This window comes from Methylobacterium variabile, from assembly GCF_001043975.1.
GTDB lineage: Bacteria > Pseudomonadota > Alphaproteobacteria > Rhizobiales > Beijerinckiaceae > Methylobacterium > Methylobacterium variabile.
This window is the reverse complement of sequence record NZ_LABY01000068.1, coordinates 1-13,293: the sequence shown is the minus strand read 5'-3', so window position 1 is coordinate 13,293 and position 13,293 is coordinate 1. Positions and strand designations below refer to the sequence as shown.

At 71.3% G+C, this 13,293-nt stretch carries 12 protein-coding genes; 11 read left to right on the top strand and 1 reads right to left on the bottom strand.

The genetic code is table 11. The features are described from left to right. Window positions 1-245 precede the first annotated feature (245 nt). The 5 genes from VQ02_RS11205 (at window position 246) to VQ02_RS11185 (ending at window position 5,786) form a co-directional block, all read left to right on the top strand. On the top strand, window positions 246-1,466 hold the full coding sequence (locus tag VQ02_RS11205; RefSeq protein ID WP_048444275.1) for an ABC transporter substrate-binding protein: 1,221 nt from the start codon (window positions 246-248) through the stop codon (window positions 1,464-1,466). A 199-nt stretch (window positions 1,467-1,665) separates the two neighbouring features. Next, window positions 1,666-2,571 (top strand): branched-chain amino acid ABC transporter permease, encoded by a 906-nt coding sequence (locus VQ02_RS11200; RefSeq protein ID WP_048444274.1) that lies wholly within the window; start codon window positions 1,666-1,668, stop codon window positions 2,569-2,571. 11 nt (window positions 2,572-2,582) lie between these two features. Beyond that, window positions 2,583-3,575: a branched-chain amino acid ABC transporter permease gene (locus tag VQ02_RS11195; RefSeq protein WP_048444273.1), complete on the top strand. Its 993-nt coding sequence runs from the start codon at window positions 2,583-2,585 to the stop codon at window positions 3,573-3,575. Between the two features lie 62 nt (window positions 3,576-3,637). After that, window positions 3,638-4,534 carry a dihydrodipicolinate synthase family protein gene (locus VQ02_RS11190; protein ID WP_048444272.1) on the top strand — a complete coding sequence of 299 codons (897 nt, stop codon included), beginning with the start codon at window positions 3,638-3,640 and terminating at the stop codon, window positions 4,532-4,534. A gap of 10 nt (window positions 4,535-4,544) precedes the next feature. After that, window positions 4,545-5,786 (top strand): NAD(P)/FAD-dependent oxidoreductase, encoded by a 1,242-nt coding sequence (locus tag VQ02_RS11185; protein WP_048444271.1) that lies wholly within the window; start codon window positions 4,545-4,547, stop codon window positions 5,784-5,786. Between the two features lie 349 nt (window positions 5,787-6,135). On the opposite strand, the gene paaZ is transcribed toward VQ02_RS11185, so the two are convergent. Next, window positions 6,136-8,166 (bottom strand): phenylacetic acid degradation bifunctional protein PaaZ, encoded by a 2,031-nt coding sequence (gene paaZ / locus VQ02_RS11180; protein ID WP_048444270.1) that lies wholly within the window; start codon window positions 8,164-8,166, stop codon window positions 6,136-6,138. Window positions 8,167-8,299: 133 nt separating this feature from the next. Here paaZ and VQ02_RS11175 point away from each other — a divergent pair, with 133 nt between their 5' ends. From VQ02_RS11175 to paaE, 6 genes are all read left to right on the top strand, one after another. Further along, window positions 8,300-9,154, top strand: a complete 855-nt coding sequence (locus VQ02_RS11175; RefSeq protein WP_048444269.1) for a PaaX family transcriptional regulator C-terminal domain-containing protein — start codon at window positions 8,300-8,302, stop codon at window positions 9,152-9,154. 107 nt (window positions 9,155-9,261) lie between these two features. Continuing rightward, on the top strand, window positions 9,262-10,275 hold the full coding sequence (paaA, locus tag VQ02_RS11170) for a 1,2-phenylacetyl-CoA epoxidase subunit PaaA (protein WP_048444268.1): 1,014 nt from the start codon (window positions 9,262-9,264) through the stop codon (window positions 10,273-10,275). Window positions 10,276-10,286: 11 nt separating this feature from the next. Then, window positions 10,287-10,574, top strand: a complete 288-nt coding sequence (gene paaB, locus VQ02_RS11165; RefSeq protein ID WP_048444267.1) for a 1,2-phenylacetyl-CoA epoxidase subunit PaaB — start codon at window positions 10,287-10,289, stop codon at window positions 10,572-10,574. Window positions 10,575-10,693: 119 nt separating this feature from the next. Continuing rightward, a complete protein-coding gene (gene paaC, locus VQ02_RS11160) occupies window positions 10,694-11,470 on the top strand; it encodes a 1,2-phenylacetyl-CoA epoxidase subunit PaaC (protein WP_048444266.1) in 777 nt (258 codons plus the stop codon). Next, a complete protein-coding gene (gene paaD, locus VQ02_RS11155; RefSeq protein WP_048444276.1) occupies window positions 11,464-11,961 on the top strand; it encodes a 1,2-phenylacetyl-CoA epoxidase subunit PaaD in 498 nt (165 codons plus the stop codon). The genes paaC and paaD overlap by 7 nt, the downstream gene beginning before the upstream one ends. Window positions 11,962-11,968: 7 nt before the next feature. Beyond that, window positions 11,969-13,042, top strand: a complete 1,074-nt coding sequence (gene paaE, locus VQ02_RS11150) for a 1,2-phenylacetyl-CoA epoxidase subunit PaaE (RefSeq protein ID WP_048444265.1) — start codon at window positions 11,969-11,971, stop codon at window positions 13,040-13,042. Window positions 13,043-13,293 lie beyond the last annotated feature (251 nt).

Below are 13,293 nucleotides of genomic sequence, written 5' to 3'. Positions count from 1 at the left end.
GCGAAGCGGAGCCCGGGATCCGGACACTCAGGTCTTCGCGAGGATAACGGGACGCTCTCCACCTTAGTCCTGAACCGTCGGCGGGTCTGGGCGTGCCTTCGGCAGTCCGGGCTCTGCTGCTCGGCTCCGGACTGACGCGGCGGGTGCAAGAACCGGTGTTTGACCAACGATACCGGACGGGTTCGAGAGCCCGTCCCCGAGAAAAAGCAGGCGTCGTTCAGGCAGATCACAAGGAGGCGGGAATCATGCGGTCGCGTGTCATCGGGTGGGCCCTCGGGCTGTCGCTCGCAGGCCTGACGTCGGGGGCGCTCGCCGCCGACGCGATCAGCGACGGAGTCGTCAAGGTCGGCATCCTCAACGACCTGTCGGGGATCTACTCCGACTTCACCGGCCGCGGCTCGGCGGTCGCGGCGCAGATCGCCATCGACGAGATGGGGGGCAAGGTGCGGGGCGCACCCATCGAGCTCGTCGCCGCCGACCACCAGAACAAGCCCGACATCGCGGCGAACCTCGCCCGCGAGTGGTTCGACCAGGGCAAGGTCGACATGATCGCCGACTTCCCGACCTCCTCGACGGCGCTCGCCGTGATGGAGATCGCCAAGCAGAAGAACCGGGTGACCATGCTCTCGGCCGGCGTCGCCATGGCGGCGATCACCGACAAGTGCTCGCCCCTGAATGCGCAGTGGATGGTCAACACCTACGCCCTCGCCGCGGGCACCGCCAAGGCGCTGCTGAAGGCGGGGAAGAAGAGCTGGACCTTCGTCACGGCCGACTACACCTTCGGCCACTCGCTCGAGAAGGACGCCGCCGCGGTGGTCGAGGCCGAGGGCGGCAAGGTGCTGGGCGTCGCGCGCCATCCCTTTCCGGGCGGCGACTTCTCCTCCTACATGCTGAGGGCGCAGGCGACCGGCGCCCAGGTGATCGCGCTCGCGAATGCCGGCAGCGACACCATCAACGCCGTCAAGCAGGCCGCCGAGTACGGCATCGGCCGCAGCGACAAGCAGGTGATCGCACCGCTCCTCACCTACATCACCGACGTGAAGAGCCTCGGCCTCGCCAAGGCGCAGGACATGTACCTGACCGAGGCGTTCTACTGGGACTACGACGACCGCTCGCGCGCATTCGCCGAAAAGTACTTCGCCAAGATGAAGCGGATGCCGAGCGCCTCGCAAGCCGCGGTGTACTCGGCGGTCCTGAGCTATCTGAAGGCGATCAACGCCGCTGGCACCGACGAGGCCGGCGCGGTGATGACGCAGCTGCGCGGCATGACCATCGACGACGCGGTGATCCGCAATGGGCGCCTGCGCGCCGACGGCGCCCTGGTGCACGACCTGCTGCTGCTCCAGGTGAAGAAGCCGGCGGAATCGAAGCGCGACTGGGACTTCTACCACGTCAAGGCGGTGCTCAAGGGCGACGACGTCTATCCGAAGCCGAGCGACGCCTGCCCGCTGAACGCGCGGGGGTAGCGCTGCCGCCAGACCCTCCCCCCTCCGCGGAGGCGGGAGAGGGGAGCGCGACGGCGCCGGAAGTGGCGCCCGTCACCACGGGCGCGGCCTCTCCGGAAGCGGCGTCCCCTCTCCCGGCCTGCTCCGCAGGCCACCCTCCCCCGTAGAGGGGGGGAGGAGTGATCCTGAAACCTCCCGCTCAAGTCTCCCCGGTGCGCCCATGTCGGACATCACACTCCAGGCCTTCCTGGCCCAGCTCACCATCGGGCTCATCGGCGGCTGCTTCTACGCCATGCTGAGCATGGGGCTGGCGATCATCTTCGGGCTGCTCAATATCATCAACTTCACCCACGGGGCGCAGTTCATGATGGCGGCGTTCCTGGCCTGGATCGGGCTGACCCAGGTCGGGCCCTGGCTCGGCCAGCCGGACCTGCAGGTGAATTTCTGGCTCGCCCTGGTGCTGGCCCCGGCCCTGGTCGCGGTCTTCGGCATGGCGATCGAGCGCACCCTGCTGCGCCGGCTCTACCACCTCGACCACCTCTACGGCCTGCTCCTCACCTTCGGGGTGGCGCTGGTGATGGAAGGAGGCTTCCGCTACGCCTTCGGCGTCTCGGGCCAGGGCTACGAGCCGCCGGAGATCCTCCAGGGCCCGGTCGATGTCGGCTTCATGCTGCTGCCGAAGTACCGGGTCTTCGTGGTCGCGGCCTCGCTGCTGATCTGCCTGTCGACCTGGTACCTGTTCGAGCGCACCAAGCTCGGCGCCTACCTGCGGGCCGGCACCGAGAACCCGCGCCTGCTCCAGGCCTTCGGCATCAACGTGCCGGTGATGATCACCCTGACCTACGGCTTCGGGGTGGCGCTCGCCGGCGTCGCCGGGGTGCTGGCCGCCCCGATCATGCAGGTCACCCCGCTGATGGGCGGGAGCCTGCTCAACATCGTGTTCGCCGTGGTGGTGATCGGCGGCCTCGGCTCGATCCTCGGCGCGATGCTGACGGGCCTCGGCCTCGGGCTGATCGAGGGCCTGACCAAGGTGGTCTACCCGGAGGCCTCGACCGTGGTGGTGTTCGTGATCATGGCCCTGGCGCTGCTCCTGCGCCCGGCCGGCCTGTTCGGCCGCGAGGCGTGAGGACCGAGACGATGACCACCAAGCATCTCTTCGCCGGCCTCGTCGCGCTGCTGCTCCTGGTGCCGATGGTGCCGGGGCTGATCTACCCGATCTTCGTCATGAAGGTGATGGCCTACGGGCTGTTCGCCTGCGCGTTCAACCTCTTGCTCGGCTTCACCGGCCTCGTCTCCTTCGCCCACGCGGCGTTCCTCGGCACCGCCGGCTACGTGACGGGCGCGCTGATGATCCGGTTCGGCGCCCACCCGCTCGGGGTGCCGGCGGCCTTCGCGGCGGGCGTCGCGGCATCCGCCCTCGTCGGCTTCGCCATCGGCGGTCTGGCGATCCGCCGGCGCGGCATCTACTTCGCGATGATCACCCTGGCGCTGTCGCAGATCGTCTACTTCCTGGCGGTGCAGTTCCGCTGGACCGGAGGCGAGGACGGCCTCCAGGGCATCCCGCGCGGCACGCTTCTCGGCCTCGTCGACCTCTCGTCCGACACCGCGATGTACTACGTCGCGCTGGCCCTGTTCGCCGCCGGCTTCCTGTTCATCGACCGGGTGGTGCACTCGCCCTTCGGCCAGATCCTCCAGGCGGTGCGCGACAACGAGGCCAGGGCGGTCTCCCTCGGCTACGACGCCGCGCGCTTCCAGCTCCTCGCCTTCGTGCTCTCGGCGGCGCTCGCGGGCTATGCCGGCGCCCTCAAGGCGCTGGTGTTCGGCCTCGTCTCGCTCAACGACGTCTCGCTGCACACCTCGACCGAGGTGGTGCTGATGACGCTGCTCGGCGGCGTCGGCACCCTGTTCGGGCCGCTCGTCGGCGCCGCCCTGGTGGTCGGGCTGCAGAACTACCTCGCCACCATCGGCGACCTCGTCACGGTGGTGATCGGCCTGATCTTCATCCTCTGCGTCTCGTTCTTCCGCCGCGGCGTCGTCGGCGAGTGGCTGCACCTGCGCCACCGCCGGACCGCCCGGTCCGTCCGCCCGCTCCCGGAGCCCGAGCGTCCCCCGGTCGCCGAGGTGGCGTGACCCCCTCGACCCACATCCCGAAACCGACCACCCTCCCGAAGAAAACACAGGAGACACGACCCATGTGGAAAGGCGTCATCCCCGCCGTCACGACCAAGTTCACCCCCGACGGCGAGCTCGACCACGCCGAGATGGAGCGCTGCTTCGCCCTCCAGATGGGGGCGGGCTGCGACGGCCTCATCGTCTGCGGCTCGCTGGGCGAGGGCCCGATGCTGTCGCCCGACGAGCGCCTCGACGTCCTGCGGACCGCCCTGTCGGTCGCGGGCGCCCATCCGGTCCTGCTCACCGTCTCCGAGGCCGGCACCCGCGAAGCCTGCGCGCTGGCGGCCCGTGCCGCCAAGGCCGGCGCCGCCGGCCTGATGGTGGTGCCGAGCCCGATCTACCACACCGACGAGGACGAGACCGTCGCGACCTTGAGCGCGGTCGCCGCCGCCGGCGACCTGCCGGTGATGATCTACTCCAACCGCGTCGCCTACCGGGTCGACGTGACGGTGCGGATCATGGAGCGGCTCGCCTCCGACCCGCGCTTCGTCGCCATCAAGGAATCCTCCGACGACATCCGCCGCACCACCGAGATCATCAACCACTTCGGCGACCATTTCGCGGTGCTGACCGGCGTCGACAACCTCGCCTTCGAGGCGCTGAGCGTCGGCGCCGTCGGCTGGGTCGCCGGTCTGGTCTGCGCCTTCCCGGACGAGACCGTGGCGATCTACCGGCTGATGAAGGCCGGGCGGACCGCCGAGGCCCTCGAGATCTACCGCTGGTTCCGCCCGCTCCTCGACCTCGACGTCTCGACCTTCCTGGTCCAGAACATCAAGCTCGCCGAGGCGCTGGCGATCGGCTCGACCGAGCATGTCCGCGCGCCGAGGAAGCCCCTCTCGGGTGAGCGCCGGGCCGCCGTCGAGGCGATCGTGCGGATCGCCCTGGAGCGCCGCCCGACCCTGAAGCTCGCCGCGTAAGGGAGCCGCCTTGCCCCGCGAGGTCGCGATCGTCGGCGCCGGCATCGTCGGCCTCGCAACCGCCCACCACCTCCTCGCCGAGGGCTGGCGGGTGCGGCTGATCGAGCGCGGCGGCGTCGCCGAGGGGGCGAGCTTCGGCAATGCCGGGGCGCTCGCCTTCACCGACGTGCTGCCGCTCGCCTCGCCCGGCATCCTGCGGCGTGCGCCCGCTTGGGTCCTCGATCCCCTCGGGCCGCTGGCGCTGCCGCCGGCCTACCTGCCGCGGATCGCCCCCTGGCTGCTGCGATTCTGGCGCGCCAGCCTGCCCGACCGCCACCGGCACGCCACGGCGGTCCAGGCCGGGCTGATGCGGCTCGCCGCCCGGGCCATGGACGCGATGGTGGCCTCGGCCGGCCTGTCCGGGCGGCTGCGCCACGACGGCAACCTCGAACTCTACGAGAGCGAGGCGGAGCTTGCCGCCGCGGAGCCCGGCTGGGCCGCGCGGGAGCGGGAGGGCATCGCCTTCGAGCACGTCCGCGGCGACCGCCTCGCCGCGTTGCAGCCCGGCCTGTCGCCGCGGTTCGCCGCCGGCACCTTCACGCCGAACTGGATGACGGTCGACGATCCCCACCGCTTCGCCCTCGCGCTCCACGCCGACGTCACGGCGAGGGGCGCCGCGCTCACGAAGGGAGAGGTGACCGGGATCGCGCCGGACGGCGACGGCGTGCGCCTGGCGCTGGCCGACGGCGCGACGCTGACGTCCGACGCCTGCGTGCTCGCGGCCGGCGCCTGGTCGCGGGAGCTGGCCCGGCGCCTCGGCGACCGGGTGCCGCTGGACACCGAGCGCGGCTACAACACCACCCTGCCGCCCGGAGCCTTCGATCTTCGCCGCCAGCTGACCTTCGGCGGGCACGGCTTCGTGGTCACGCCGCTCGCGACCGGGATCCGGGTCGGCGGCGCCGTCGAGTTCGGCGGCCTCCGCCGGCCGCCCAACTTCGCCCGCGCCGACGCGATGCTGCGCAAGGCCGCCGCCTTCCTGCCGGGCCTCGACACCGGAGGCGGCCGGCAGTGGATGGGCTTTCGCCCTTCGCTCCCCGACAGCCTGCCGGTGATCGGCCCGTCGCGGGCGAGCCCGCGGGTGATCTACGCCTTCGGCCACGGGCATCTCGGACTGACGCAGAGCGCCGGGACGGGCCAGATCGTGGCGGATCTCCTGGCGGGGCGGAGGCCGGACGTGGAGGTGGAGGCATTGCGGGCGGGGCGGTTCGGGTGAGCCGTGCTCGCAAGGCTTGCTCCTGAACCGTCCCCCGCAGAGGCAGGGCTGTCCGGGAAAGGAATAAGCGCGGGAATTCTCCTCTCCCCGCGGGAGGGGAGAGGCTTTCGCCCACTTGGTCGGGGGCGAAAGAAGCGGAGGCGTAGCCGAAGCGAGGGTGAGGGAGTCTCGACGCGTGAGACTCCTCCGGGAACACCCCTCACCCTCGCGGCGAACCTGCGGTTCGCGGCTCGCTCCGGTGACGACGAGGTCACCGAAGCCCTCTCCCCGCCCGCGGGGTGAGGAGAATTCCCGTGCCTATTCGTTTTCCCCGGACAGCCCTGCCACAGAGGGGGGCGCGAGGCGTCCCTCACGCACCCCGCATCGCGTTCATCGTCAGCAGCTCATACGTCGCCGCCGTCTCGCCCGCGGCCGTCTGGATCTCCACGTCCCAGCGCACCTCGCCGTACTGCGCGTTGCGGGGCGACTTCTCCTTGGCGGTCAGCCGCACCCGAATCGCCTCGCCGGGCTGGATCGGCTTGAGGAAGCGCAAGGAATCCAGGCCGTAATTGGCGAGAACCGGGCCCGGATCGGGATCGACGAACAGGCCGGCCGCGAAGGAGAGCAGCAGGTAGCCGTGCGCCACTCGGCCGGGGAAGAACGGATGGCCCTTCGCCGCCTCCTCGCTCATGTGGGCGTAGAAGGTGTCGCCGGTGAAGTGGGCGAAGTGCTCGATGTCCTCGAGCGTGATCACCCGCTCGGCCGAGTGGAAGCTGCGGCCGATCTCGAGGTCCTCGAAGTGGCAGCGGAACGGATGCTCGGGGAGGATCGTCTCCGGCGCGCCCTTGATCCAGCTCTGCGTGATCCGGCTCAGCATGGCGGGCGAGCCCTGCAGCGCCGTGCGCTGCATGTAGTGGTTGAGGGCGCGCACGCCGCCGAGCTCCTCGCCGCCGCCGGCCCGGCCGGGGCCGCCGTGCATCATGTGCGGCATCGGCGAGCCGTGGCCGGTCTGCTCCTTGGCGCAGTCGCGGTCGATGACGACGAGGCGGCCGTGATAGGCGCCGACGCCGAAGACCAGCTCCGCCGCGGCCGCCGGATCGTGGGTGTAGAGCGAGGCGACGAGGCTGCCCTCGCCGCGATTGGCGAGCGCTGCCGCTTCCTCCAGCCCGTCATAGCCCATCACCGTGCAGACCGGGCCGAAGGCCTCAAGCGTATGCACCTGCCGGGCCCGGAGCGGGTCGGCGCAGTGGAGCAGGAGTGGCGGCAGGAAGGCGCCGGTCTCGGGGTCGGCTCCCTCGACCATAACCCGGGCGGGATCGCCGAAGACCAGCTCGGCCTCCGCCTTCAGCGCCTCGACCCGGGCCAGCACGTCGCGGCGCTGCGCCAGGCCCACCACCGGCCCCATCCGCACGTCGTCCCGGGAGGGATCGCCGATCCGCACCTGCGCGAGGCGCTGGCCCAGGGCCTCGATCACCGCCGGGACGTGGGCGCGGGGCGCCAGCGCCCGGCGGATCGCCGTGCATTTCTGCCCGGCCTTGACGGTCATCTCCTTGGCGACCTCGCGGATGTAGAGGTCGAATTCCGGCGTGCCGGGGCCGGCATCGGGCCCTAGGATCGCGGCGTTGAGCGAGTCGCGCTCGGCCACGAAGTGCACCGCCTCGCGGGCGATGACGGGATGGCGCTGGAGCCTCTGCGCCGTCTCGGCCGAGCCGGTGAACGACACCACGTCCTGCCCGGTGAGGTGGTCGAACAGGTCGCCGGTCGGCCCGACCACGCATTGCAGGGCGCCGTCGGGCAGGATGCCGGATTCGGCGATCAGCCGCACCAGGGCGTGGGCGACGTAGGCCGTGATGGTGGCGGGCTTCGTCACCACCGGCACGCCGGCGAGGATCGCCGGGGCGAGCTTTTCCAGGAGGCCCCAGCACGGGAAGTTGAAGGCGTTGATGTGGACGGCGCAGCCGGTGCGGGAGGTCAGCACGTGGCGCCCCACGAAGCTGCCGCCGCGCGACAGCGGCTCCACCGCCCCGTCGATCAGGAATGTGGCGTTCGGCAGTTCGCGCCGGCCCTTCGAGGCGTAGACGAACAGCGTGCCGATGCCGCCGTCGATGTCGATCAGGTTGTCGGTGCGGGTCGCGCCGGTCTGGTGCGACAGGGCGTAGAGCCCGTCCCGGCGCTCGTTGAGATAGGCGGCCAGCCGCTTCAGCATCTCGGCGCGCTGGTGGAAGGTGAGGCGCCGTAAGCCCGGACCGCCGACCCGGCGGGCATGGTCCAGCACCTCGCCCATGCTGAGGCCGCCGCTGCCGACCTCGGCCACCACCGCGCCCGTGACGGCGCTGCGGATGCCGGTCCAGTCTCCTCCCGGCGCGATCCAGCGTCCCTGGACGTAGCTCTCCAGCCGCATGGCGTCCTCCCGTCTGTTCTATGTCCATTATCTCCGGCCCATTATTGACCGACCGGCCGGTTGGTCAAGCCGGCCGCCTCGACAGGATCGGCCTGGCGCCGCTATCGCGGTGCTTCGCTCTCAAGGGATCCGGATGGCCGACCTCCTCGCGCCGCTCATCGACCATTTTCATGCCCGTACGCCGATCCGCGCCGGCTCCCTGGTGGTCACGGTCTTCGGCGACGCGGTGGTGCCGCGGGGCGGGGCGCTGTCGCTGGAATCGCTGCTCGCCGTCACCCGGGCCTTCCGCATCGGCGACGGGGTAGTGCGCACCGCCCTGTCGCGCCTTGTCGCCGACGGTTGGTTCGAGCGCTGGAAGCTCGGCCGCAACAGCTTCTACCGCCTGACCGGCACCGGTGCCGCCGCCTTCGCCCGGGCGACCGCGCGGATCTACGGCCCGGCGGCCCCGGCCTGGTCCGGCGCCTTCGATCTCCTCGTCCTCGACGAGGCCGGCGCCGCGCGGGCGGAGTTCGCGGCGGCCGGCTACGGCAGCCTCGGGCCCGACCTGATGATCGGGACGGCGGCCACGGTGCCGGCGGGGGAGGGCGCCTTGCGCCTCGCCGCCCGGCCGGAGGACCCGGCCACCGCCCGCCGCCTCGCCGCCCGGGCCTGGCCGGTGGCGGAGGTGGGCGAGCGCTACGCCCGCTTCGTCGCGACCTTCGCGGCGGCCGGCGAGGCCGTGGCGGTGGAGCGGCCGGTGGGCCTCGATGCCCTGGTGCTGCGCATCCTGCTGATCCACGAGTACCGCCGCGCCGTCCTCAAGGACCCGCTGCTGCCCGCCGACCTGCTGCCCGAGGACTGGCCGGGCACCGCGGCGCGCGCCCTCTGCGCCACGCTCTACCGCGCCATCGCGCCGGCGGCGGAAGCCTGGCTCGACGCCCACGCGGTCAGCGACACCGGCCCGCTGCCGCCGCCCGGGCCGGCCTTCGCGGCGCGCTTCGCCGCCTGAGGCCGGCGCGCCTGAGCGGATGGCGCACCGCAACGTGTTACGAAAAATCTTGCAATCCAGAAATTCCGTGACATATTGAGGCTCATAAAGCCTAGGGAGGCGCGGCCATGTACACGCAGGCCCTGAACGCCAGAGAGAACGCGGTTCCGGTCGGCAGTCCCGAGGACGCCGACCGGGCCGCCCGGTTCCAGGCGCGGATCGACGCCGAGGAGCGGATCGAGCCGAACGACTGGATGCCGGAGGCCTACCGGCGCACCCTGACCCGGCAGATCTCGCAGCACGCCCATTCCGAGATCGTGGGCATGCTGCCGGAGGGCAACTGGATCACCCGGGCGCCCACGCTCAAGCGCAAGGCCGCGCTCCTCGCGAAGGTGCAGGACGAGGCCGGCCACGGGCTCTACCTCTACTCGGCCGCCGAGACCCTCGGCACCAGCCGCGAGGAGCTGTTCGACCAGCTGCTCGCCGGCCGGGCGAAGTACTCCTCGATCTTCAACTACCCGACCCTGACCTGGGCCGATATCGGCGCCATCGGCTGGCTGGTCGACGGCGCGGCGATCATGAACCAGATCCCGCTCTGCCGCTGCTCCTACGGGCCCTATGCCCGCGCGATGATCCGTGTCTGCAAGGAGGAGAGCTTCCACCAGCGCCAGGGCTACGAGATCATGCTGACCCTCTGCCGCGGCACGCCCGAGCAGAAGGCGATGGCCCAGGACGCCCTGAACCGCTGGTGGTGGCCCTGCCTGATGATGTTCGGGCCCCCGGATGCCGAGAGCCAGCACTCCGACCAGTCGGCGAAGTGGAAGATCAAGCGCTTCTCGAACGACGAGCTGCGCCAGAAATTCGTCGACGCGACGGTGCCCCAGGGCCAGTACCTCGGCCTGACCTTCCCCGATCCCGACCTCGCCTACGACGAGGCTGCCGGCCACTGGCGCTACGGTCGGATCGACTGGGAGGAGTTCAAGCAGGTGCTCGCCGGCAACGGCCCCTGCAACCGCCAGCGCATGAAGCAGCGCCGCGACGCCCACGCCGCCGGCGCCTGGGTGCGCGAGGCGGCGATGGCCCATGCCGAGAAGCGCGCCCGCCGGGCGGCGCAGGCCGATGCCGTGCCGCAGGCGGCGTGAGGGAGGCGACGATGCCCGAGCAGAAGATCCCGCTCTGGGAGGTGTTCATCCGCTCCCGCAACGGCCTGGCGCACAAGCATGTCGGCTCGCTCCACGCGGCGGATGCCGCGATGGCGCTCCAGGCCGCCCGGGACGTCTACACGCGCCGGGGCGAGGGGCTGTCGCTCTGGGTCGTGCCCTCCGCGGCGATCGTCGCCTCGGACCCGGCCGACAAGGACGTGATGTTCGAGCCCACCGCCTCGAAGATCTACCGCCACCCGACCTTCTACGAGGTGCCGGACGAGGTCGGGCACATGTGAGGGCAGAGGCCCGCGTTCCTGAGGATAAGGCGCGGGTTGCCCCCTCTCCCCACCCGCGGGGAGAGGAGAGTGCCCGCGCCTCATCCGTCACCGGTGCGATCCGATTGCCCAAGGCCCCCATGCCCACCACCTCCCTCAGCCTCACCGAGACCCCGCTCCTCGCCGGCATCCTGCGACGGGCGGACGACGCGCTGATCCTCGGGCACCGGCTCTCCGAGTGGTGCGGCCACGCGCCGATGCTGGAGGAGGACATCGCGCTCGCCAACATCGCCCTCGACTGCGTCGGCCAGGCCCGCTCGTTCTACACCTATGCGGCGGAGGTGGCGGGGGAGGGGCTGACCGAGGACGACTTCGCCTATCGTCGCGAGGCCGGGCAGTACCGCAACTGCCTGCTGGTCGAGCAGCCGAACGGCGACTTCGCCGGGACGATCGTGCGCCAGGTCCTGTTCTCGGCCTTCATCGACCCCTACTATCGCGCGCTCGTCTCGTCCCGCGACGCGACGCTCGCCGCCATCGCCGCCAAGGCCGAGAAGGAGACCGCCTACCACCTGCGCCATTCCGGCGAGTGGCTGATCCGGCTGGGCGACGGCACCGACGAGAGCCACCAGCGCGCCCGCGCCGCCCTCGACGAGCTGTGGCCCTACACGGGCGAGTTGTTCGAGGTCGACGCCGCCGAGGCGGCGCTGATCGAGGCCGGCACGCTGCCCGACCCGCGGGCGCTGCGGGTGGAGTTCGACGCTACCCTCGACCACATCCTGACCGAGGCCACGCTCACGCGCCCCGCCGGCGGCTGGATGCAGAGCGGCGGGCGGGCCGGGCGCCACAGCGAGCATCTCGGCTTCATCCTGGCCGACCTGCAATACCTGCAGCGCGCCCATCCGGGAGCGACCTGGTGACCCCCGCCGAGGCCGATCTTGCCCGGCGCGCGCACACGGCGGCGGCGACGGTCTGCGACCCCGAGATCCCGGTCCTCACCATCGCGGATCTCGGCGTCCTGCGCGACGTGACCGTCGCCGACGGCCGGGTCGAGGTCGCGATCACCCCGACCTATTCCGGCTGCCCGGCGATGGACGTGATCGGGATCGAGGTGCAGACCGCGCTGGCGCAGGCCGGCATCCCCGACGCGCGGGTGCGCCTCGTGCTGTCGCCTGCCTGGACCACCGACTGGATGACGGAGGCCGGCAAGGCCAAGCTCACCGCCTACGGTATCGCCCCGCCGGCGGGAAAAGCCTCGCGCCGGGCGCTGTTCGGCGAGGAGCGGGTGACGTGCCCGCATTGCGGCTCGTCCGCGACCGAGAAGGTCTCGGAGTTCGGCTCCACCGCCTGCAAGGCGCTGTGGCGCTGCCGGGCCTGCCGCGAGCCGTTCGATTACTTCAAGTGCATCTGAGGCGCCGATGACCCCCCGCTTCCATCGCCTGCGCGTCGCCGACATCCGCCGCGAGACGCCGGACGCCGTCTCGATCGCCTTCGCGGTGCCGGAGGAGGCGCGCGAGGCCTTCGGCTTCGCCTGCGGCCAGTACCTCACCCTGAAGGCGAATGTGGACGGCGAGGAGGTGCGCCGCTCCTACTCGATCTGCTCCGGCGTCGGCGAGCCGGAATTGCGGGTGGCGATCAAGCGCGTCGAGGGCGGCCTCTTTTCCAGCTTCGCCAACGAGGCGATCGCGCCCGGCGACGAGATCGAGGTGATGCCCCCGATGGGCCGCTTCGGCGTCGAGATCCGCCCCGACGAGGCCCGCACCTTCGTGGGCTTCGCGGCGGGGTCCGGCATCACCCCGATCCTGTCGATCATCCGCACCGTGCTCGCCGCCGAGCCGAAGAGCCGCTTCTTCCTGTTCTACGGCAACCGCGCCACCGGCTCGATCCTCTTTCGCGAGGCGCTGGAGAACCTGAAGGACCGCTTCCTCGACCGGCTCTCGGTCTTCCACGTCCTCTCCCGCGAGACGCAGGACCTCTCGATCCTCAATGGCCGCCTCGACGGCGAGAAGGCGGCGCTCTTCCTGCGCAACGTGGTGCCGGCGGCGCTCGTCGACCACGCCTTCGTGTGCGGCCCGAGCGAGATGATCGACGCGGTCGAGGGCGCGTTGCTGGGGCTCGGCCTGCCGCGCGAGCGCGTCCACGTCGAGCGCTTCACGCCCGCCGAGCCCGGCCGCGCCCGCGCCGCCCGCCCGGTCTCCGCGACGGCGGCACCGGCGGCGCTCGCCACGGTCATCACCGACGGCATCGCCACCGAGGTGCCGGTGGCGGAGGGCGAGGCCGTGCTCGACGCCGCGATCCGCGCCGGCCTCGACCTGCCCTATTCCTGCCGGGGCGGCATGTGCTGCACCTGCCGCGCCAAGGTGGTCGACGGCAGCGTCGCCATGGAGGTGAACTACTCGCTCGAGCCCTGGGAGGTGGAGGCCGGCTTCGTCCTCACCTGCCAGGCCCGGCCGACCTCCGGGCGGGTGACGGTGGATTTCGATCAGGTGTGAGGGAGCTTCCGAAGCTCGCGTCGAGCGCGACCACGGCTTCGGGCAAGCGCGGAGCGTTGTGCGGGTTTCGCAACCGGGACAAGTCTCTCGCTTGAACGAGCCTCACCCTCCGTCGTCATCCCGGGTTCTCGCTTTTAGCGAGCCCGGGATGACGACAGAGGGTTTCGAATCCGTCGAGCACATCCATCACGGTTGAACGTGACCGCCGGGCCTGAAGCCCGGCGGTCACGCCCCGCCTCAGCCCGCCTTCG